This window comes from Amycolatopsis sp. NBC_01307 (assembly GCF_035975215.1).
Lineage (GTDB): Bacteria > Actinomycetota > Actinomycetes > Mycobacteriales > Pseudonocardiaceae > Amycolatopsis.
In genome coordinates this window covers 3,806,616-3,827,108 of the sequence record NZ_CP108403.1, presented here as the reverse complement: position 1 = coordinate 3,827,108, position 20,493 = coordinate 3,806,616, and the positions used below count along the sequence as shown (strand labels likewise).

Sequence of the window (20,493 nt, the reverse complement as noted above, 5' to 3'; positions counted from 1 at the left end):
GTGCCCCGAGCATGGGCCGTCGTGCGGGCCGGGCACTGGTGCCGAAATTCCCGGATCGCGGTGACTTTGGTGTACCGTCCGGCCGGTCGCGCGCGGGAAGCAGGGAAGAAAGTCACCGGGAAACGCGGTGGAATCCTCTGGTGCCCGGCTTTCCCGGAGGAACAGGCTCGGGTTCCAACCAGTTCGTGACACTCGAGGAGTTCCTCTCATGGCCGACAACACAACCAGGCAGCAGATCATCGTCGGCGTGGACGGTTCGGCTTCGGCGCTGCAAGCCGCGCGCTGGGCGGGCGACGAGGCCGCGCGCCGGCATCTGCCGGTGCGGGTCGTGCACGCGGTGTCGATGCCCGCGCTGGCCTACGGCGCCGGCGTCCGCCCACGGGACGGATTCTCCGAGGTCCTGGAAACGCAGGGCCGCCAGTGGCTCGCCGACGCCGAGGCCGCCATCCGGTCAGGCCACCCCGACCTGGAGATCCACGCCGACCTGGCGACGGGTAGCCCGGTGACCGAACTGCTCGAGGCCGCGGCGGACGCCCGCCTGGTCGCGCTCGGCTCCCGGGGACTGGGCGGGTTCAGCGGCATGCTGACCGGTTCCACGGTGGTGGCGATGGTCGCGCGGGGCCGGTGCCCGATCGTGGTGGTCCGTGGCGGCGGCCGTGAGAACGGCCCGGTGGTGCTCGGCATGGACGGCTCCCCGGCGAACGAGCCCGCGATCGCGGTGGCCTTCGACGAGGCGTCGTCGCGGGGAGCGGATCTGGTCGCCGTGCACAGCTGGCTGTCGGTCTCCGCGGGCACCGCACACACCCTCGGCCAGCAGCTGCTCGACGACTTCGACGCCCTCGAGGGCAACGAACGCGAACTCCTGGCGGAACGGCTCGCCGGCTGGCAGGAGAAGTACCCGGACGTCACGGTTCGGCGCGTCGTCGCGCGGGACCACCCGGTGCGCTGCCTGCTCGACCACTCCGCCGACGCCCAGCTGCTCGTGGTCGGGAGCCGCGGCCTCGGTGGCTTCTCCGGCATGCTGACGGGGTCGACGAGCCAGGCGCTGATCCACCACGCCACCTGCCCGCTTCTGGTCGTCCAGTCACCCACACCGTGAACTGAGCAGACCTCGAAGGCCGCTCACCGCGTCGCCGCCGGAACCAGGGGTTCCGGCCGGTCGGCGCGGTGCCGGCGTCCGGGGCGCCAGAGGAACTTGTCGACCTCGGCGACCAGGAACGTGGTGACGGCGAGGCCGAGCACCAGCAGCCACCCACCGACGGTCAGCGGCGCGGTGTGGAACAGCTCGTTCATCAGCGGGACGTAGAGGATCGACACCTGCAGCGCGATCATGACGGCGACGCCGCCGAGCACCCAGGGGTTCCAGCCCGTCGGCCGGAACCGGTCGAGGGACCGGCAGCTGAACAGGTACGCGATCTGCGCGAACACGAACACGGTGATCGTGACCGAGCGTGCGTCGGTGACGGACGCGCCGGCGCGCAGCTGCCAGGTGAACACCGCGAACGAACCCGCGACGAGGATGACCGAGACGAGCGTGATCCGCCTGAGCAGGTCGGTGGTCATCAGCGCCTGCCCCGGCGGACGGGGCCGGCGAGCCATGATGCCCGTTTCCTTCGGTTCGAAGGCCAGCGAGAGGCCGAGGAAGACCGCGGTGGTCATGTTGATCCACAGCACCTGGACCGGGAGCATCGGCAGCTGCGCGCCGAGCACGATCGCGACCAGGATGACCAGTCCTTCGGCGATGTTGGTCGGCAGTGTCCAGGCCATGAACTTGCGGATGTTGTCGAACACGGCCCGGCCTTCTTCGACGGCGGCCTCGATGGTCGCGAAGTCGTCGTTCGCCAGCACCATGTCGGCGGCCTCCTTGGCGACTTCGGTCCCGCTGCGCCCCATCGCGATCCCGATGTCGGCCTTGCGCAGAGCGGGCGCGTCGTTGACCCCGTCGCCGGTCATCGCGACCACGTCGCCGCGCTCCTGCAGGAGGGTGACCAGCCGCAGTTTCTGCTCCGGGGAAACGCGGGCGAAGACGTCCACGCCGGCGAGGGTGTCGTCCGGGGTGACGGCGATTTCGGCCCCGGTGAGGACTTTCGGTTCCCCGTCGGCCAGCGCGAAGGTCCGGGCGATCGCGCGTGCGGTTTCGCCGTGGTCGCCGGTGATCATCTTGACCGCGATCCCGGCCCGCCGGCACGCCGCTACGGATGCCACCGCGGCCGGGCGCGGCGGATCGTGCATGGCCTGGAAACCGACGAGGGTCAGTCCTTCCGGCGACGCCTCGCCGGGAAAGGCGTCGTCGCGCGCGGGGGTGAACGTCGCGAAGGCCAGTACCCGCAAACCTCGGCGGGCGAAGGTTTCCGCGGTCTCGCGTTGCGCACTCGTCGCCAGCGGCTCGACGGTCCCGTCATCCCGCAGCTGGTCGTGGCACAGTGCGAGGACCGTTTCGGGAGCCCCCTTCAGGTATCCGGTCAACCGGCCGTCGGCGGTCCGGTGCACCGTCGCCATCAGGTTCCGCCCGGACTCGAAGGGCAGCACGTCGACGCGCGGGCGGGCGGACCGTTCCGCGCCGATGTCCAGCCCGGCTTCCCGCGCCGCGGTGAGCAGGGCGGTTTCGGTCGGGTCGCCGATGGCCGCGGCGGTGCCGTCGGCCGGTTGCGCGTCGTTGCACAGCACCCCGGTGAGCAGGCACTCCCGCAGCGCAGGGGGGAGCGGGGCGTCGCCGGTCCACTGGTGGGTGCGGCCGCCGGCGAACACGGTGGTCACAGTCATCCGGTTGGTGGTGAGGGTGCCGGTCTTGTCGGTGCAGATGACGGTCGTGCTGCCCAGCGTCTCGACGGACGGCAGCCGCCGGACGATCGCGTCGCGCCGGGCCATCCGGACGACGCCGATCGCCAGCACGATGGACACCGCGGCCGGCAGGCCTTCGGGAATCGCGCCCACCGCCATCGTCACCGCCGCGGTGAACATCTCCCCGGCCCGGTAGCCCCGCAGCAGCCCGATGACGAACAGGACGACCGCCAGCGCCACGACGCCGACCGAGAGCCGGCGGCTGAACCCGGACAGCTTGCGCGTCAACGGCGTGGTCGGCACGCCGGTGGCGGTCATCAGCTGGTTGATCAGTCCCAGCTCGGTGCCCGCGCCGATCGCCACGACGACGGCCGCGCCCTCGCCCCGGGTCACGACGGTGCCCGCGTGCGCGATGTTCCGCCGATCGGCGAGCGCGGTGGCCCGGGGGAGCGCCCCGGGTGTCTTCGTGACGGGCGCGGCCTCACCGGTGAGCGCGGATTCGTCGATCTGCAGCTCGTGTGCCGACAGCAGCAGGTAGTCGGCCGCGACCTTGTCCCCGGCGCGGAGGTGCACGAGATCCCCGACGGCCAGCTTTTCCGTCCGGATCCGGACGGGGACACCGTCGCGCACCACCCGGACCTCAGTGGCCACCATGCCGGCCAGCGCGGCGAGCGCGTGCTCGGCCCGCGATTCCTGGAGCAGTCCGACGACCGCGTTGAGCAGCACGACGGCGAAGATCACGCTCGAGTCGACGAACTGGCCGAGACTCAGGGTCACGCCGGCCGAGACGAGCAGGACGTAGACGAGCGGATCGTTGAACTGGCGGAAGAACCGGCCGAGCGCGGAGGTGGCCCGGCCGGTCGGGAGCACGTTCAGTCCGTTGTGGACATTCCGTGCGGTGGCCTTGGCTTCGGTCAAACCGGTTTGCTCGTCGGTCTCGAGCAGGGTGATCGTCTCGGCCGCTTCGATCGTGTGCGCCGGCGGCCGGATGGCGGTGTCGATCACGGGGCGCACGGCCTGAGAGGTGTCGGCACTCGCATGATCGTGTCCCATCAATGGTGTGGCGAACATTCCATCCCGATTGTCCAGGTCGTCGCGTCGCCGGGCACAGGGCCGAACTGCTCCGCAGCCGTGGACAGAAGACCTCGTGTGCCTCGGCCGGCGGTGGCGTCGACGCGTCGCCTGACGCAGAAAGGACCGGGAGACCTGCTCCCGAGGGACCAAGGACTCTTCAGCCACCAGGGCGTCCGGTCGCAGAGTCCGGTCATGACTCTTGCCGAACGCCGGGGTACCCGGACCGGCAGGCCCGACGGACCGGTCCTGCGCCAGGCCGCCCTACCTCATGTCCGGCGCGCTCGCCACCGTGGCCACGGCCGTCGCGGTCGTGAGCTTGACGCTGCCATCGTTGTTGTCCGGAGTCGAGGCCGCCAAAGGAGACGACCATGACGGCTCATCACGATGATGCGGTGACAGCAAGGAAAGACCGGCTGTGGGTGGCCGGCGCGCTCGGTGTGTTGTTGCTCGCGGTGCCGGCCCTCAGGAAGTGGCAGCTGCGTTGGGGCGCCGACCATCACGAAGTCATCGCGGCCCTGGCCGGGGACGATCTCATCGCTGAGCCCGATCTCGTGGCGACCCGTGCCATCACGATCACCGCGCCCGCGTCACAAGTGTGGCCGTGGCTCGCTCAGCTGGGCCAGGCACGCGGCGGGTTCTACAGCTACGACGTCCTGGAAAACCTGGTGGGCTGCGACATCCACAGCGCCGAGCGCATCGTCGCCGCATGGCAGCACGTCGAGGTGGGCGACGAGGTGAAGCTCCACCCGGACGTCTCGATGGCCGTCGCCGGCCTCGAGGAAGGTCGGGCCCTGGTGCTGCGAGGCGCTGTGCCGATGGGAAAGGCCGCGGCGCCCTACGACTGCACCTGGGCTTTCGTCCTACGCGACCGACCGGACGGCTCGACGCGGCTGGTGATGCGCGAACGATACGGCTACTCGCGCCGCTGGGCGGGCTTGCTGATCGAGCCGGTCGAGGCGGTCAGCTTCGTGATGAGCCGGAAGATGCTCATGGGGATTCGGGACCGCGCCGAAGCCGGGCGCGCTCAGCACGAAACGACGAGGACGGGAGGCCGGCATGCGGGCGCATGACGACGAGAGCCGGCGACGGAGCACGCTGATCATCCCGATCGTGGACGTACTGCGGCAGGTGTCGCTGCGGATCGTGACGATGCCGATCCAGTCCCAGGGGATCATCACGCGGGGCAATGTGAGCGTCGACGTCTCGGCTGTCGCGACTTCCGCGTGGTCGATGTGACCAAGTCGGTCGTCGCGATCGAGAACGTCTATTCGCCGAGGCGCAGGGTCCGCAGGGGTGCTGTCCCGGTGCCGGCGGAGGTGCGGCGCAGCCGGGCGAGGAGTTCGTCGAGTTCGACGGGCTTGGGCAGGTGGTCGTCGGCGTCGAACCCGGCGACCCGGTCGGCGGTTTCGACGCGGGCGGTGAGCATGGGGATCGGTGTCTGGTCGCCTTCGGCGCGCAGGACGCACCGGCGGTGATCAGGGGAGATTACGATCTGACTGTGGGAGATCGGTGGCCAGATCGACGCGTCCTGCCGGCTTGAAACGATCATCGTTTCGAACGTTTTGTTGTCGACAACGTTGTCGCGATCAAGAACCTCGTAGCAGCCACCTGCTCAGTGCCCTGGACGGCAACGGCGTCAAACATGAATGTGTTGTTGGCATAGGGAGAACTAGAAGACGCCTTCCGGGTGGCGGCTCACTTCACTGTTCACTCGTTCGAGTGGATCACGGTCGCGACGAGTTGCAATGACGTCGTGTGAGTAGCTCTAATGGCTGATCCACACCGTTCGGGAGGTTGGCCGATGAGTATTCCTGGACACGTATTCCCAGCCATGCAGAATCGCGTGTCCCGCCAGCGGCCGATTCGCGCAGCTGATCGGAATCGCTTTCTTCTGTATGCTTTGGTCGTCCTGGCCGTGGTCCCGGCCGACGACAGCGGCACTGCGTGGGCGATGGTCGGGCTCGTCGCCACCGTGGCCCTGCTCTCGGTGGCTCGCCGGACGCTGCGCCGAGCCTCCGCGAAGATCGACGCGGCTCTGACGGACGAACTCGACACCCGGTGATCGCGCAGGCGCAGCCCGGCCCTGAGCCGGGACGGTCGCCGCGTCGAGCCGACGTGGCTACAGGTCGAAGTGGACTGTGCGAATCCGACAAGGTGCGCCTCGTCGCCGATCATGAGTACCGGTGATGCTGTCGACGTACTGCCATCAGCTCACAGACGGTGCTGAGGAGTGTCCCTTCAGGAGCTTGGACTCGGCCCTGGGCGACCGGCTTCCGCTCGGACCGGCCGCCGGGCGAGCCCGCCGCGGACTCGGCACCCGCACGCGCGCCGCCGGAACCTCCTCGTCCCCATCCGCTGGGCCGAGTGATGGCTTGCCGGTCTCGGTCGACTCGACCTCGGCCCGTTTCCGATGTGCCCGCGTGGTGGGTGCGTCGAGTACCGCCTCGATCCGGTCCAGCCGCCGCAGCAGGCGATCCAGCATCTCCCGGGACCGCGCCACCAGCTCGACGCGTCGCCGGATCTGCTCGGCAACCTTGGTCCTCAGTTCATCGGCCCGATCCCTGACGCGGGCCACCTCGTCCCGCCGATCACGCTCATCGGACTCGTTGTCACGGGCGTCAGCCGCAGCCTCACGCCGGCTCGGAGACTGAAACCTCGCCAGGTCTCGCTCTGGCTGGTCCATCCCATGACGGTACTGGTACGCCAGCCTGACCAGAAGGGTGGAAATCCGGCCGACCGTCGCCCGAGGCGAACTTGGCTCAGTAGGTACGGCAAACCGTCAAGCGCGTTCGCGGTTCCAGCCGGCCGGGTCGTGTCCAGCACCGTCGGGTGACAACCGCGCGGGCCATCTCGACCAAGGGCAAGCAGGCGGAATCGTCATGGCCCAAGAGAATCGTCCGCGCCTGCGTCGGAAGCAAGCGAGCCACAGCCACCTGAGGCCGGCGCTGTGGATGCCGCTCGGCGACACCACCGGACTCGCCACCCGCCATCAGCTTGAGTCGGGCACCCACCGAAGGCCGAATCGGCCGGATCAAGGCCCCTGCCTCATCCCGCACCTCCGGCGCGGCTCCTTCAGCCTCCCGGCGTGGTGGGTGTCACGCAACACGTCTCGTCAGGGGGTCCCGGCGCGCGGCAGGCAGGCACGTCGGGTTCGAGTCGTGGCTGAGCGGCGATCCGCAGCGGTCCAGGCCGCTGCTCGGGCTCACCCGGAGCTGTGGGCGGACGTGACGAAGTGCGTTGGAGGCGAGCCGCCACGGCGCTGCCGTTGTTGCGGTCACGGCTCCTGGCTGTGCTAGCGGCTCTGGCGACGACCGGCGGGGCGGCCTGAACGCTTGCCGGGCTGGTTGCGTACTGGCCTGGGCGCCGGCTCGGTCCAGTCCTCCGATGACACGCCGACGGACGGGGGCGGCGCGAGGAACAAGCTCCCGTAGCGATCATTCTGCGCTGTGGGATGAACCTGGGCCCGGGACTGCTGGACGACAGGGTGGCTGAACAGCGAACTGTCCGTTGTGGGAGTACTGATAGATAATCCTTTCGAGAAACGATGCAGGCCGGTGGCTGCCGCCTCCCCGGTCGAGCCGGAAGCGACGAGCGGTGTGCAGGACCTGCGGGACTGCGAGCGGCACCGGGGATCCCGGCCGGCAACACTGTCCTCGACCGCTGACACAAGTCGAGCCGGCCGGCGGAGACGACGCGGGTTGAGCGACCGCGTACGAATGCCTCCGAGTCAGACCCATGGTACCCCTAAGAGCCCTGTGGTGACGACTCAGCCGGCTGTGTTCGGTGTCGCGCCCGGGCTACGCGTCCGGACGTCGGACGGCGTGGTCGGTCCGGTTTCCGGCATCGAGTGCTTCGCCGACGGTGTGGTACAGCCGCAGCACGACATCGAGACCGGTGACTTCGATGGGGCGGATGACGGGGCTGTTGGAGTCCACGACGATGCGCAACGGTTTCCGGTGCGCATCTGCGTGTGTGTTGGCCGCGAGGAGCGCGGCGAGCCCGGCCGAGTCGAGGAAGCCGACCTGCGTCAGATCCAGGACGCAGGCGTCACCGGAGGTGCTGTCGATCGCGGTGGTGACCGCTGTCCGCAGGTGCGCCGCGGTTTCCCCGTCGATTTCGCCGGTCACCGTGACCACACAGGTGCCGTTCACGGCACGGTCGACGATGCCCAGCCCAGGCGGTGGCGCCTCGGCCGGCGGCCGGCTCGCGGTTGCGAGCGGTACCGGGCGGGCGAGGACGCGCCTCGCCTCACCGCTGCGGTATCCGACGCGCTCGGAGGACACGTCAGCGGGACCAGTCTTGGGCCGTGGCCAAGTGGGGAGCGTTGCCCGCGCGGTCCAGGGCGAGTTCGGCCCAGACGGTCTTGGTGTGGGCGTGGTGGGTCACTCCCCACGCCGGGGCGAGCCGGTCGACCAGCATCAGCCCGCGGCCACCGGTCTCGTCCGCGGTGCGGATGCGCGGCTGGTGCGGGGAGGCGTCATCCACTTCGACGCGGAGGGATCGACCCCGGCCGCCGAACGTGAGGCGGCAGGTGCGCGGCGACTGCCCGTGCTGGTGGGCGTTGCTGACCAGTTCGTCGATCACCAGGACCGCGTCGTCGACCGGGATCCCGCGGTAGCTCGCGAGCAGGTCGCGGACGTGCCGGCGAATCTCCCTGGTGGCGGTCGTGTCGAGGTCGTAGGTCGCGTCGCTCGTGCTGGACGTGCTGTGCTCGGATTCCCCCGGTTGCGCGGACATCCGTCCCACCCACCTTCGTCATGGCCGACACGGGCTTGTCGCGCCATGTGGCGCAGGTACCCACTGGTCGGAGGTGACCAAACGTCCGCGTCGTGGACGTCTCCGGCAGGCCGGTCGGGCTTGATCGCCCGCATCCGGCGGAGCTGCAGCTGAGCAGCGGCGTTTGCCGGCGGGTCCGCTCAGAAGTGGTCGCGCTCGGCTTCCCGGGCGACGACCTCGTCGAGGTCGGCCAGCCGGCGCAGGCCGTTCAGCGGCTGCCGCATCCGGTGGTTCCCGCGCAGCCGCTCGGTGTTGCGGTCGAGGAACGCCCAGTAGCCCGCGGTGAACGGGCACGCGCGCGGCCCCGTCCGCTGCTTCGGGTCGTAGACGCAGCCGCCGCAGTGGTCGCTCATCCGGTGGATGTACGCGCCGCCGGCGGCGTACGGCTTGGTCCCGACGATGCCGCCGTCGGCGTACTGGCTCATGCCGATCACGTTGGCGGGCATCACCCACGGGAAGCCGTCGACGAACGCCGTGGCGAACCAGGCGTTCAGCTCGGCCGGGTCGTACCCGCGCTGCAGTGCGTGGTTCCCGAGCACCATCAGCCGTTCGATGTGGTGGGCGTAGCCCCGGTCGCGGACGCCGGCCAGCGCGGTCCGCAGGCAGGCCGCTTCGACGGCGTCCGCGTCCAGTTGCCACCACCAGTCCGGTAGTTTGCGGCGGGCCTGCAACGCGTTGCGGCGCAGGTAATCCGGGCCCAGGTGCCAGTACAGGTGCCACACCCACTCGCGCCAGCCGAGCACCTGGCGGACGAAGCCCTCGACGCCTTCGAGCGGCGCCGTTCCGTCGCGCCACCGCGCCTCGGCCTGGCGCACGACGTCCAGCGGGTCCAGCAGCCCGAGGTTGAGCGGGACCGACAACAGGGCGTGCGCCATCGCCCAGTCGTGGGTCAGCATCGCGTCCTGGTGCGGGCCGAACGCGGCCAGGCGGTGGTCGAGGAAGCGGCGGAGCGCGCGCTGCGCCTCGTCGTGTCCGACGGCGAACCGGCGCGGGCCGTCGACGCCGACGGGGTGGATCGTTCCGGCGCGCTCGGCCTGGTCGAGTTCGGCGCGGACTCGCTCGTCGATCGGATTCTCCCGCGGCTGCCACGGTGCGGGGACGTCGAGGCGGGTGGTCTTCGGCGGCGGCTCGCGGTTGTCGCGATCGTAGTTCCAGTGCCCGCCCGCGGGCGAGCCGTCCGGTTCCAGGAGTATCTCGAACCGGCTGCGCTGGTCGCGGTAGAAGTCCTCCATGACGAACCGCTTCCGCCCGGACGCCCACTTCGCGAAGTCCTCTTTGGACCGGACGAACCCCGGTGTGGGCAGGATGGCCTCGACGACGCCTTCGTCCCGCAATCGGCGGACGAGTGCGTCCGCGGCGTGGGAGTTCGGCTCGTGCACCACCACCGGCCGCCCGAAGCGGCGCAGCCCGGTCCGGTAGTCCGGGGCGTCGAGCAGGGTGACGCGGTCGCCGAGGTCCTCGGCCAGCCGGTACAGGGCGGCCTGGACCAGGTGCAGCTTCTGCCGGTGGAACGGTTTCGCGGCGAACGCGGTGGCCGACCGGATCAGCAGCACCTCCCGGTCGTGGTGCTCCGGCGTGCTGTGGAAGTGGGGCCCGAGCTGATCGGCGAACAGCCACAAGGCCGCCTGTCCTCGCATACAGCGAACCCTAACGCGCACCGCGCGGCCGCGACGCTCCAGCCGGTTCGGACAAGCCCGCCAAACGGCACGAGCGGCGCGGCCGCCGGATGCGAGAGCACCCTGCAGCGAGCTGGTGTACTGGTGGTCGCCGCAGGCGTAGGTGCCGTCACCCAGCCCGACCGCGCGGCGAATCCCGTGCAGTGGGCGGGCAGGCCGTGGGCGATCTCGTCTCGCCGCCCGTCGTCCGGACGGAACCGGACGGCAGCCGCACGGCGCGGAACGCAGGAAGCTGTCTCCGGCCACGGGCCGGTCACCACCGTCGCGGATGGTGTCCCGGTCAGACGGAGATCTGCGTCGCTGCTGTGGCGACGAGGTTGCGCAGGTAGCGGTGTTCGGGATCGTCGTCGTGGATCGGGTGCCACCACATCGCCTCGAGCAGCGGGCTCACCTCGAACGGGCACTCCAGTGCCCGGACGCCGAGGGTCGCCGGGATCCGGTCCGCCAACCGCCGCTGCAACAGCGCCACGCGGCCGGAACCGGCGACCAGTCCGGGAATCGCGAGGAAGGACTCGGTGACGATCTGCACGCGCGGCTCGATGCCCAGCATGCGCATCTGCCGAGCGGCCGGCGTCGACGCGGTCGGTCCGTGGTAGGTGACCACCCACGGCATCGTTTCGAGCTGCCCGGCCGTGAGGGTGTCCCCGACCTCGGGGTTGTCGGCGGCGACGAGGCAGACCCACTCGTCGGTGTAGAGGTCCTGGTGCCGCAGCCCGTGGACGAAGCCGTGCGGCAGCAGCAACAGGTCGATCCCCGTCAGGACCTGTTCGGCGGTGTCGACCAGCCGCGGGGTGTTGGCCAGCATGCGCAGCTGCGCGCCGGGTGCCGCGGTGTCGAGCAGCGTGGCGAGGGCCGGGCCGAGCACGGCGGCGCCGTAGTCGCTGACCACGAACGAGAACTCCCGGGTGGTGGCGGCCGGGTCGAAGTCGGCCGCCGCGGTGAAGACCCGGTCCACCCCGGCCAGGGCGACCCGGACGCGTTCTTTCAGCTGGACCGCCAGCGGCGTGAGGCGGGACGTGTTGCCGACCCGGGTGAGCAGCTCGTCGTGGAAGTGCCGGCGCAGCCGCCCGAGCTGCGCGGAAACCGCCGGTTGGCTGAGGCCCACCTGCTCGGCCGCGCGGGTGACGCTGCGCTGCTGCAGCAGTGCGTCCAGCGTGACCAGCAGGTTCAGGTCCAGCGTGGCGAGATTCACCGCCGCAGGATATCCATGACGCTGATGTGGCGCATCAGCTGATTCGTCTTCCCGGATGGCGATCGAGGCCGCACAGTGAACGACGTGGAACGAAACGATCCCGAAGGCGCGATCGCAGCGGCGGCGAAACGATGCTCGAACCGGGGCCGCTGGGGGCCGGACGACGTGCTCGGCACGCTGAATCACCTGGACGCGGCCAAGCGCGTGGAAGGCGCCACGTCGGTCCGGCGCGGCGTGAGCTTCTCCCTGGCCCAGAGCTTCGACGCGAACGGCCCGCAGAAGGGCTGGCGCCGGCGCACGAACCCGGTGCACACCATGCTCGACACCGGCGTGGACGCCGAGCGCGGCACGCAAGGTTTCCCGCACGGGATCGGCGGCGCCGACGACGTCGTGTTCATGCCGCTGCAGGCCTCGACGCAGTGGGACGGGCTCGGGCACATCTTCGACCACGGCAGCGCGTACAACGGTCGCCGCGCCGGTGACGTCGTGACCAGCGAAGGGGACCAGGTCACCGGCATCGAGACGACGGCCGGGCTCATCGCGGGCCGCGGTGTGCTGCTCGACGTGGGACGGGCAGTCGGCGCGGACGGCGAGCTGCCGGACGGGTTCGCGATCACCGTCGACCACCTCGAAGCCACGATCGCCGCCCACGGCGACACGGCCCGGGTCGGCCGCGGTGACCTGGTCCTCGTGCGGACCGGCCGGCTCACCCGGGCGCGGCGCGAAGGCTGGGGCGACTACGCGGGCGGGGACTCACCCGGCCTGTCCTTCACCACCGCGCAGTGGCTGCACGACACCGACATCGCCGGGATCGCCACCGACACCTGGGGCGTGGAAGTGCGGCCGAACGAGTTCGACGTCGCCTTCCAGCCGCTGCACCAGGTCGCCATCCCGCACATCGGCCTGTTCCTCGGGGAGATGTGGGACCTCGACGCCCTCGCCGAAGACTGCGCGGCGGACGGCGTCCACGAGTTCTGGCTGACCGCCGCCCCGCTGCCGGTCACCGGCGCCGTCGGCGCGCCGGTCGCCCCCATCGCCGTCAAGTGACCGTCCGCTGAGGACAAAGGAGTCGTCGTGCCAGCCGTGAACAACGTCCTCGTCGTCGGCGGGGGATTGGCCGGATCGGCCACCGCGATCCACCTCGCCGCGCGCGGGATCGCCGTCGACCTGATCGACGTCATGCCCGACGTCGCGGTCCTCGGATCGGGAATCACCCTGCAGGGCAACGCCTTGCGTGAACTGCACCGCCTCGGCGTGTGGGAGCGGGTGCGGGAGGAGGGCTACAGCTTCGACAGTGTCGGCTTGCGTGCCCCGGATGGCACGCTGCTCGTGGAGATGCCCGATGCCCGCACCGGCGGACCCGACCTGCCGGCCGCCATGGGGATGCCGCGGCCCGCCCTGGCGCGGATCCTCTTGGAGCGGGCCGGGGAGGCCGGCGCCGAAATGCGGTTCGGGCTCGCCGTCACCGCGCTGGAGTGCGATCCCGCCGGTGTCGACGTGAGCTTCTCCGACGGATCGACCGGCCGGTACGACCTCGTCGTCGGGGCCGACGGCATCCGCTCGACGGTCCGGCGCCTGATCGGCGTCGAGACCGGCATCCGGGCCACCGGTATGGGGATCTGGCGGGCTTTCGGCCCGCGTCCGGCGTCGGTCACGCGGACCGATCTTTGTTACGGCGGGCCGTGCTACATCGCCGGGTACTGCCCGACCGGGGAGGATTCGCTCTACGCCTACCTGGTCGAGGACGCCCGGAACCGCGGCGCGCTCAGCGCCGGAGAACGCCTCGAGACGATGCGGGAGCTCGCGTCGGCCTACCACGGGCCGTGGGACGAGATCCGTGCCGCGCTCGATGATCCGGAACGCATCCACTACACGTGGTTCGAGACCCACGTCCTGCCGCCGCCCTGGCACCGCGGCCGGGTGGTGCTGGTCGGCGACGCCGTGCACTCCTGCCCACCGACCCTCGCCCAGGGCGGCGCCCAGGCGCTGGAGGACGCCGCGGTCCTGACCGAGCTGCTCGACAAGCACGACCGCGTGGACGAGCAGCTGTGGACCGCGTTCACCGACCGCCGCCACGCCCGCGCCAATGCCGTCGTCGAGGCGTCCAACCAGCTGGGGCAGTGGCTGCTCGACCGCGAGCAGGGCGACGTCCCGGGGCTGATGCGCCGGATCGCCGAACTCGTCTCCCAGCCCGCCTGACCCTCCGGAGGACTCCGTGACCGATCGCCTGATCACCCACCTGCGGCACGTCGACCTCGCCGTGCCCGACTTCGCCCGGCAGCAGGACTTCTTCACCGGCGCCTGGGGCCTGAGCACCGAACACGCCGACACCGGCATCGCCTTCCTCGCCGCGGAAGGCTCACCCGAGCAGTACGTCGTCCGGCTGCGCCAGGCCGACGACAAGCGGATCGACCTGATCGCCTTCGGCGCCGCCACTCCCGCGGACGTCGACACCCTCGCCGCGCGGCTGGCCACGTCCGGCGTCACCCTCGTGCACGAGCCGAAAACACTGGACACCCCCGGCGGCGGTCACGGGTTCCGGTTCTTCGACAACGAGGGCCGCACGATCGAGGTCAGCGCCGATGTCACGGTCCGCGCGCACCGCAGGATCGAGGCCGGGGAGTCCGTCCCCGTGCGACTGTCGCATGTGGTCATCAACTCCGCCGACCCGGAAGGCACCCGCGCGTTCTACGAACGCCACCTCGGGTTCCGCCTCTCGGACACGCTCATGCACCCGCGCATGGGCGAGATGATGTGGTTCCTGCGCATCAACGCCTGGCACCACAGCCTCGCGATCGCCCGCGGCCCGCACCCGTCGCTGCACCACGCGTCCTTCGAACTGCGTGGGCTCGACGAGTACATGCGGGGCACCGGCCGGCTGTTGCGCGCCGGAGTGGAGAAGATCTGGGGCCCCGGCCGGCACCTGGCCGGGAACAACACCTTCAGCTACTTCCTCGACCCGCACGGCAACACCCTCGAATACACCACCGAACTGGACGAGGTCGACGAGGACACCTGGCACCCGCACCTCTACGACTTCGGCAAGCCGGAGGTCTCCGACCAGTGGGGGACCGCGAACGCGATGAACGAGTTCGTCGCGCGGAAGTCGTTCAACGACCCCGACAAGGGCCTGTTCGTCGCACCGCCGGTGTGAGGCGGTCATGCGATTCGCCACCTACGAGAACAACGGAGCCGTCCACGCCGGTGTGGCCGGCGAGGACGGCCTGCACCCGTTGCCGGAGAACACCACCGTGCTCGACGTCGTGCGCACCGGGCTGCCCGCCGCGCTCGAAGCGGGCGCGGAAGCCCTGCGCCGTCCGGCCGTGCCGTTGGCCGGCGTGCGGTTGCTGCCGCCCCTGGCTCCGCCCACCGTCCGCGACTTCGTGGCCTTCGAGGAACACGTCGAAGGCGTCGTCGCGAGCGTGTCCGGCGGGGCCGGGGTGCCCCCGGAGTGGTACGAGGCGCCGACGTTCTACTTCACCAACCCCTACGCCCTGCTCGGCGCCCACGACGACGTGCCGGTGCCGCCCGGTTGTGAGCTGTTCGACTTCGAGCTGGAGGTCGCCGCGGTCGTCGGCCGCGACGGCGCGTCCCTGAGTCCCGAGCAGGCGCGGCAGGCGATCTTCGGCTACACGATCCTCAACGACTGGTCCGCCCGCGACCTGCAGCGTCGCGAGATGAAGGTCCAGCTCGGCCCGGCCAAGGGCAAGGACTCCGCCACGACGCTCGGGCCGTGGCTGGTCACCGCCGACGAACTGGCGGCGCACCACGACGAGGACGGCTTCCTCACCCTCGAGATGAGCGTCTCGGTCAACAGTGCGCGGATCGGGCACGACCTGCTGTCCAACATGGGCTGGCCGTTCGCCGAACTCGTCTCCTACGCCTCACGCGGTACCTGGGTTCGCGCCGGTGACGTCCTCGGCTCCGGGACCTGCGGCAACGGTGGCTGCCTGGCCGAGCTGTGGGGCCGCGGCCGGGACATTCCGGCCCTGGCGCCGGGTGACGTCGTCGAGATGACCGTCGAGGGACTGGGCACGATCCGAAACACCGTCGTCACCGGCACCACGCTGCCGCCGGTTCCCGCCGCCCGCCCGCGTTCGGGACGGCGAACGCGATGACAGTCCGCAGCACTTTCCCGACGAGAGGACGAACGTGTTCGAGTACTTCCCCGCGAACTACCCGTGGAGCCTGGGGGTCGTCGCGACCCTCAACAGCGGTGGGCTCATCGACGAGGTCGACCGGGCCTGCCGTCCCATCCGAGAAGCCGCCACCCGCGGCGAGGACGCCGGCACTCCCGACTTCCTGCACGCCTGGACCGCGTTGACCGACCAGCTCGTCAGCCAGGCGGAAGAGGCCGAGAAGGAGGGGCACCGCCGCACCGCCGGACAGCTCTACGCGCGCGCCACCAACTACCTCGCCCAGGCCGAACGCCTGCAGAGCGCGTCGGCCGCGGGACGGCTCGACAGCTACCGCCGCGTGCTCGAGCTGCAGCAGAAGGCGTTCGACCTCAAGGATCCCGGCCTCAGCCGCGTCGAGGTCCCGTACGAAGGCACCACGCTGCCCGCCTACTTCAGCGCCGCGGGCGAGAACGCCCCGGTGATGATCCTGTGGAACGGGCTGGACTCGACGAAAGAGCACATGTACGCCTCCGGGCACTGGGCCGAGCTGGCCGCGCGCGGGATCTCGTGCCTGATGGTCGACTGCCCGGGTTCCGGTGAGGCGCTGCGCGTGCAGGGACTCACCGCCCGGGTCGACACCGAGGCCTGGGCGAGCGCGTGCGTCGACTACCTCGAGTCCCGCGACGACGTCGACCCGGCCCGGATCGGGCTGGTGGGCTGGTCGCTCGGCGGTTACTACGCCCCACGGGCCGCGGCGTTCGAGAAGCGCCTCGCCCTGGTTGTCGCGTGGGGAGCGAACCACGACTGGGGTGCCGTGCAGCGGCGGCGCCTGGAACGCGAAGGCGAGCGCCCGGTCCCGCACTACTGGGAGCACGTCCTGTGGGTGTGGGGGCACGAGAACCTCGACGAGTTCATCACCTTCGCCGACCAAGTGAACCTCGACGGCGTCGTCGAGCACATCACCGTGCCGTTCCTCGTCTGCCACGGCGAGCGCGACCGGCAGATCCCGCTGGAGTACGCGCACCGCTCCTACGACCAGGCCGTGCACAGTCCCGAGCGGAAGCTGCGCGTGTTCACCGCCGGGGAAGGCGCCAGCGAGCACATCGGGCTGGACCACCTCGGCCACGTCAGCACCTACATCGCCGACTGGGTGAGCGACGTGTTCGCGGCGACGCGCTGACCGACGCAGCACCCGGTGGCGGAACTCGGCCGGTGCGCATGCCGGCAGCGCGTGCCCGCAGGAGGAGATGTGCACCGGCAGCCGCCCGGCGATCTGCGAAGTCGTCGTCCACTGTGGACACGACCGCACCCGCCGCGCCCGGCCGGCAGGGCGGCGTGGACGAGCTGGAAGCTGCGTGCTGGTGGTTCGCCCCGGACCGGCCGGCCGGATGCAGTGCCGGGCGTTCTTTCCGGATCCCGTCGCCCGCGCATCCGCAGCGCCATCGCCGGACGTAGTCCCTTCAGCCGGCACTCTCGCTGCCCGGTCCACGAGCACCAGCCGGGAGCCGACGATGCTGATGACCGAAGGTGTCGCCCCGCCGCCGCCTGCGGCTAGGGTGTCGTCCGTGTCCGACGATGGCGCGCCGAACGACCCGGCCGACGATCTCGGCCGGCGCTTCGCCGCCGGCGAGCCGGGGACCCTGCGCGCGGTGTTCGACCGCTACGGCCCCGCGGTGCAACGGCTGGCCCGGGCCGGTCTGCGCGACTCCGCCGACGTCGACGACGTCGTGCAGGCCACCTTCGTCTCCGCGTGGAGCGGCCGGCGGACCTACGACCCGGACAAGGCCGGGTTGCCGGCCTGGCTGCTCGGGATCGCCCGCCACCGGATCGTCGACCTGCTGCGGGCGCGGGGTCGCCGGCAGCGGGACAGCGACGCGATGGCCGCCGTCGCCCCGGCCGAGGAGGTCGTCGCCGAATCGCCGGACCGCGTCGTGGACCGCCTGGTCGTCGCCGACGGGCTGACCCGGTTGCCGGACGCGCAGCGGGAAGTGCTCCAGCTCGCCTTCTATGCTGATCTGACCCACACTCAGATAGCCGAGCGGACCGGACTGCCCCTGGGCACGGTGAAGAGCCACCTCCGCCGCGGGATGCAGAACCTGCGTTCCCAGCTCGACCGCACGCCGGAGGAGGTGAACGATGTCGCACCCGGACCCCGATCGTCTCGTGCTGCTCGCCCTTGACGAAGAACGTCCCGGCCCGGCCGACACCGCCCACCTCGATCACTGCGCCGACTGCCGGGAAGAGCTCGCCGCGCTGCGCGAGGTCGCCGGGCTCGGCCGGGAGACGAAGACGGAGACGTCGTTGCCCCCGGTGCGGGAAGCGGTCTGGGAGCGGATCGCGGCCGAAACGGGCCAGGCGACCGACGGGGGACAGGTGCGCCCGGGCGGCGAACCGGTTGGCACGCGGGGACTTTCGCGCGGAGTCCGGTACGCGATCATCGCGGCCGCCGCGGCCGCGGTCGGCGCGGCCGGCACCCTGATCGCCGTCGGCACGGGTGGCGCGGACGCCCGGATCGTCGCGGAAACCCGGCTGAACCCGCAGCAGTCCGCGCCCGCCGGCGCGGCCGGGAAGGTCCAGCTCATCGACACGGGCGCGGGCTCGTTGCGGCTCAAGGTCGAGCTGACCGGCATGCCCGCCCCGGCCGGGCTGTACGAGATCTGGCTCTACGACGGCGGCAAGACCATGATCCCGCTGGGGGTGACGGCCGGCAGCGAAGCCGATGTCGCCGTTCCGCCGAACATCGCGCTGAGTGGCTACCCCGTCGTCGACGTCTCCGTGCAGCAGCTGGGGCAGCAGGAGCACGGCGTCAGCATGCTGCAAGGCACTTTCGGCGCCTGAGCGGCCGGTTTCCTTTTCCTGCATCCGTTCGCTCGTCTTCCCGCGTACCCCTGGTGTCCGGGAAGCAACGAGAACGGAGTCATCTCATGCGTCTTCGCATGTTGGGGGTGTCCATCGCGGCCGCGGCGGTCATGGCCGGTGCCGTCGCCGCGCCCGCCCAGGCGGCCCAGTCGGTGAGCGCTTCGTCGCACACCGTCTCGCACCACCACTGGTACCACTTCGGCAAGGGGCGCACGGATCTGACCTTGGACGCCGCGGCCGGGGCGGCGCTCACGTCGCTGGGCGTGAAGGTTTCGCCGGTGCTGGCCAGGGTCAGCCATCCCGCGGGCAAGACGGTGTTCGGCTTCACGATCGTCGGCAACCCGAATGACGGGACGATCGAGCACGTCGGCGGCCTGGTGCTGCGCGCCGGCGGCAAATGCCTCTACCTGACCGGTTACACGATCGACCTCAAGCGCGGTGTGCTCAGCGGCCGGATCGACTTCGGGGCGCGTGCCGACCTGTTCACGATCGGCGCGGCCACACCCGACGGTGTCACCCTGGCGCTCACCGCGCCCGCGGCGGCCCTGCTGAACAAGACGTTCGGCGTCACCGCGTTCACGCGAGGGTTGGTCATCGGCTACGGCAACCCGATGATCCGCAAGTAGGGATCGGCGGGACGGCGAATGGCCGGTGGGGCGGCCGGAGGTTCGGTCACCCCCACCGGCCATTCGCCCGGATCCGCCGCGTATGGGTGGCGTCGGGGTGTCAGGCGGGCTCGGGAGTGGTGTCTGTTGCCGGGTCGACGGCGGCGACCAGGGACTGGGTGAGCCGGCGCACGGCTGTCTCGACGTCCGGCACGATCGTGATGTCGCGGTCCAGTCCCAGCAGGGTCAACGGTCGCAGCACCACGTACTGGCTGGTGGCCACCAGCATCTGCCGGCCGTCGCCGGTGATCCGCCGCCCGGCGGCCGGCAACTGCCCGAGGACGCACGAGCCGCAGAACGTCACCTCGGTCAGGTCGACCACGACCGGTCCGGCCGCGGCATCGGCCAGGGCCAGGGTCGCGCCGAGCAGCGGGTCGGCGGCCAGGTCCGGCTCGTCGCTGCCGCGCACCTGATTGTGACCTCCTGCTTCCGGAGAGTGGCCCTTCGGCGCGAGACAAGGCGTCGGTGCAGCCGGCTGCGGGAAGCGATGCCTCCGGCCGGCTCGACACGCACGCCGAGCCGTATTCCACAGTGGACTCCTCGGCGAGACCCGGACGATCGTGCTGCGGGAGAACGGAAGGCCACCGTCGTTTCGGGAGATCGCACCGAAGGTGGTCAGCGAGCCGTGTCCTGGCCGCTCTGCTCGACCAGCCACATCGCGACGGCGTGGAGTTTGAGGTTGGCGTGCTGTGAGGTGCGCACCAGCATGGAGAAGGCGTCCTCGACGCTGATCCGGTGGCGTTCCACGAGGATGCCCTTGGCGATTCCGATCGTGTCGCGGTGGCGGATCGCAGCCTGCAGGTGGTGTTCGGTCTGGGCTCCGACGAGTGCGACAGCGGCGTGGCTGGCGAACAGCAGCCCTTCGCTTTCCGCCTCGGCGCTGAAGGCGTCCGGTCGAGATGAGTACAGGTTGAGGGCGCCCAGGGTGGTGTCGGTGACGAACAACCGGTACGCCAGCATCGACCGCACTCCCAGACTGACCGCGGCCGGGCCGAACCGTGGCCAGCGCCGCTCGTGCTCCAGGTCTCCGGTGCGGTAGGTCTGGTGCTCGGCGATGGCGCCCAGGCATGGTCCTTCCTGGAAGCGGGCCTGCAGCTTGTCCACTGTGACCACGAGCTCGTCGGTCGGCGCCATGGTGCGGATCACGCCGTTCTCCCGCAGGCTCAGACCGGCCGCGTCGCCGCCGATGTGCTCCACGGCGGCGCGGGTGATCGCTTCCAGCGTCGATTCGACGTCGGGCTCGGCCTGCAGGGTGCGGGCGACCTCGCTGAGGATCGCGGCCAGCCCACCCGCGGCGGCAGGGCCGTCTCTTGTCGGGCTCATCCTTCTGGCTACCCCGTACGGCGGCCGGT

21 protein-coding genes are annotated in these 20,493 nt (G+C 70.8%); 12 read left to right on the top strand and 9 right to left on the bottom strand.

The genetic code is table 11. The annotated features are described in order from the left end of the window. Positions 1-208 precede the first annotated feature (208 nt). Entirely contained in the window at positions 209-1,099 is an 891-nt protein-coding gene (locus OG439_RS15980; protein ID WP_326950140.1) for a universal stress protein, read from the top strand. A gap of 23 nt (positions 1,100-1,122) precedes the next feature. Here OG439_RS15980 and OG439_RS15975 read toward each other — a convergent pair whose 3' ends face one another. Continuing rightward, positions 1,123-3,786, bottom strand: coding sequence for a cation-translocating P-type ATPase (locus OG439_RS15975; RefSeq protein ID WP_326950139.1), 2,664 nt, complete (start codon positions 3,784-3,786; stop codon positions 1,123-1,125). A 437-nt stretch (positions 3,787-4,223) separates the two neighbouring features. Between OG439_RS15975 and OG439_RS15970 the strand changes: the two genes are divergently transcribed. Beyond that, complete coding sequence (locus tag OG439_RS15970; RefSeq protein ID WP_326950138.1) at positions 4,224-4,925, top strand: SRPBCC family protein; 702 nt, start codon at positions 4,224-4,226, stop codon at positions 4,923-4,925. After that, the gene (locus tag OG439_RS15965; protein WP_326950137.1) at positions 4,912-5,091 is read left to right on the top strand and encodes a hypothetical protein; all 180 of its coding nucleotides are present in this window, start codon (positions 4,912-4,914) and stop codon (positions 5,089-5,091) included. The genes OG439_RS15970 and OG439_RS15965 overlap by 14 nt, the downstream gene beginning before the upstream one ends. A 28-nt stretch (positions 5,092-5,119) precedes the next feature. Here OG439_RS15965 and OG439_RS50275 read toward each other — a convergent pair whose 3' ends face one another. Then, positions 5,120-5,281: a hypothetical protein gene (locus tag OG439_RS50275; RefSeq protein ID WP_442792307.1), complete on the bottom strand. Its 162-nt coding sequence runs from the start codon at positions 5,279-5,281 to the stop codon at positions 5,120-5,122. Between the two features lie 474 nt (positions 5,282-5,755). Here OG439_RS50275 and OG439_RS15955 point away from each other — a divergent pair, with 474 nt between their 5' ends. Beyond that, positions 5,756-5,917: a hypothetical protein gene (locus OG439_RS15955; protein WP_326950136.1), complete on the top strand. Its 162-nt coding sequence runs from the start codon at positions 5,756-5,758 to the stop codon at positions 5,915-5,917. A 144-nt stretch (positions 5,918-6,061) separates the two neighbouring features. Here OG439_RS15955 and OG439_RS15950 read toward each other — a convergent pair whose 3' ends face one another. The 5 genes from OG439_RS15950 to OG439_RS15930 all read right to left on the bottom strand — a co-directional run bounded on the left by OG439_RS15950 (position 6,062) and on the right by OG439_RS15930 (position 11,499). Further along, positions 6,062-6,538 (bottom strand): hypothetical protein, encoded by a 477-nt coding sequence (locus OG439_RS15950; RefSeq protein ID WP_326950135.1) that lies wholly within the window; start codon positions 6,536-6,538, stop codon positions 6,062-6,064. A 1,114-nt stretch (positions 6,539-7,652) separates the two neighbouring features. Continuing rightward, a complete protein-coding gene (locus OG439_RS15945) occupies positions 7,653-8,138 on the bottom strand; it encodes an STAS domain-containing protein (RefSeq protein WP_326950134.1) in 486 nt (161 codons plus the stop codon). A 1-nt stretch (position 8,139) separates the two neighbouring features. Continuing rightward, positions 8,140-8,592: an ATP-binding protein gene (locus OG439_RS15940; RefSeq protein WP_326950133.1), complete on the bottom strand. Its 453-nt coding sequence runs from the start codon at positions 8,590-8,592 to the stop codon at positions 8,140-8,142. Between the two features lie 179 nt (positions 8,593-8,771). Further along, positions 8,772-10,268 (bottom strand): cryptochrome/photolyase family protein, encoded by a 1,497-nt coding sequence (locus OG439_RS15935; RefSeq protein ID WP_326950132.1) that lies wholly within the window; start codon positions 10,266-10,268, stop codon positions 8,772-8,774. Between the two features lie 319 nt (positions 10,269-10,587). Then, a complete protein-coding gene (locus tag OG439_RS15930) occupies positions 10,588-11,499 on the bottom strand; it encodes a LysR family transcriptional regulator (protein ID WP_326950131.1) in 912 nt (303 codons plus the stop codon). An 84-nt stretch (positions 11,500-11,583) separates the two neighbouring features. Between OG439_RS15930 and OG439_RS15925 the strand changes: the two genes are divergently transcribed. The 8 genes from OG439_RS15925 to OG439_RS15890 all read left to right on the top strand — a co-directional run bounded on the left by OG439_RS15925 (position 11,584) and on the right by OG439_RS15890 (position 19,102). Further along, positions 11,584-12,546, top strand: a complete 963-nt coding sequence (locus OG439_RS15925; RefSeq protein WP_326950130.1) for a cyclase family protein — start codon at positions 11,584-11,586, stop codon at positions 12,544-12,546. 27 nt (positions 12,547-12,573) lie between these two features. Continuing rightward, positions 12,574-13,698, top strand: a complete 1,125-nt coding sequence (locus tag OG439_RS15920; RefSeq protein ID WP_326950129.1) for an FAD-dependent oxidoreductase — start codon at positions 12,574-12,576, stop codon at positions 13,696-13,698. A gap of 16 nt (positions 13,699-13,714) precedes the next feature. Beyond that, positions 13,715-14,653 carry a VOC family protein gene (locus OG439_RS15915; RefSeq protein WP_326950128.1) on the top strand — a complete coding sequence of 313 codons (939 nt, stop codon included), beginning with the start codon at positions 13,715-13,717 and terminating at the stop codon, positions 14,651-14,653. Between the two features lie 7 nt (positions 14,654-14,660). After that, the gene (locus OG439_RS15910; protein ID WP_326950127.1) at positions 14,661-15,617 is read left to right on the top strand and encodes a fumarylacetoacetate hydrolase family protein; all 957 of its coding nucleotides are present in this window, start codon (positions 14,661-14,663) and stop codon (positions 15,615-15,617) included. 34 nt (positions 15,618-15,651) lie between these two features. Then, entirely contained in the window at positions 15,652-16,797 is a 1,146-nt protein-coding gene (locus OG439_RS15905) for an alpha/beta hydrolase family protein (protein WP_326950125.1), read from the top strand. Positions 16,798-17,182: 385 nt separating this feature from the next. Further along, complete coding sequence (locus tag OG439_RS15900; protein ID WP_326950124.1) at positions 17,183-17,797, top strand: RNA polymerase sigma factor; 615 nt, start codon at positions 17,183-17,185, stop codon at positions 17,795-17,797. Further along, positions 17,754-18,455, top strand: a complete 702-nt coding sequence (locus OG439_RS15895; protein WP_326950123.1) for an anti-sigma factor domain-containing protein — start codon at positions 17,754-17,756, stop codon at positions 18,453-18,455. Before OG439_RS15900 ends, OG439_RS15895 begins: the two co-directional genes overlap by 44 nt. Positions 18,456-18,541: 86 nt before the next feature. Beyond that, positions 18,542-19,102 carry a hypothetical protein gene (locus tag OG439_RS15890; protein WP_326950122.1) on the top strand — a complete coding sequence of 187 codons (561 nt, stop codon included), beginning with the start codon at positions 18,542-18,544 and terminating at the stop codon, positions 19,100-19,102. Between the two features lie 100 nt (positions 19,103-19,202). Here OG439_RS15890 and OG439_RS15885 read toward each other — a convergent pair whose 3' ends face one another. Both OG439_RS15885 and OG439_RS15880 read right to left on the bottom strand, forming a co-directional pair. Next, complete coding sequence (locus OG439_RS15885) at positions 19,203-19,550, bottom strand: STAS domain-containing protein (RefSeq protein ID WP_326950121.1); 348 nt, start codon at positions 19,548-19,550, stop codon at positions 19,203-19,205. Positions 19,551-19,756: 206 nt separating this feature from the next. Then, a complete protein-coding gene (locus tag OG439_RS15880) occupies positions 19,757-20,464 on the bottom strand; it encodes a GAF and ANTAR domain-containing protein (protein ID WP_326950120.1) in 708 nt (235 codons plus the stop codon). Positions 20,465-20,493: the final 29 nt, after the last annotated feature.

Bases quoted from the DNA above. Each gene is read 5' to 3' on its own strand.
- OG439_RS15980 (WP_326950140.1), top strand. From the start codon at position 209: ATGGCCGACAACACAACCAGGCAGCAGATCATCGTCGGCGTGGACGGT.
- OG439_RS15970 (WP_326950138.1), top strand. From the start codon at position 4,224: ATGACGGCTCATCACGATGATGCGGTGACAGCAAGGAAAGACCGGCTG.
- OG439_RS15965 (WP_326950137.1), top strand. From the start codon at position 4,912: ATGCGGGCGCATGACGACGAGAGCCGGCGACGGAGCACGCTGATCATC.
- OG439_RS50275 (WP_442792307.1), bottom strand. From the start codon at position 5,281: ATGCTCACCGCCCGCGTCGAAACCGCCGACCGGGTCGCCGGGTTCGAC.
- OG439_RS15950 (WP_326950135.1), bottom strand. From the start codon at position 6,538: ATGGACCAGCCAGAGCGAGACCTGGCGAGGTTTCAGTCTCCGAGCCGG.
- OG439_RS15940 (WP_326950133.1), bottom strand. From the start codon at position 8,592: ATGTCCGCGCAACCGGGGGAATCCGAGCACAGCACGTCCAGCACGAGC.
- OG439_RS15935 (WP_326950132.1), bottom strand. From the start codon at position 10,268: ATGCGAGGACAGGCGGCCTTGTGGCTGTTCGCCGATCAGCTCGGGCCC.
- OG439_RS15910 (WP_326950127.1), top strand. From the start codon at position 14,661: ATGCGATTCGCCACCTACGAGAACAACGGAGCCGTCCACGCCGGTGTG.
- OG439_RS15895 (WP_326950123.1), top strand. From the start codon at position 17,754: ATGTCGCACCCGGACCCCGATCGTCTCGTGCTGCTCGCCCTTGACGAA.
- OG439_RS15890 (WP_326950122.1), top strand. From the start codon at position 18,542: ATGCGTCTTCGCATGTTGGGGGTGTCCATCGCGGCCGCGGCGGTCATG.
- OG439_RS15880 (WP_326950120.1), bottom strand. From the start codon at position 20,464: ATGAGCCCGACAAGAGACGGCCCTGCCGCCGCGGGTGGGCTGGCCGCG.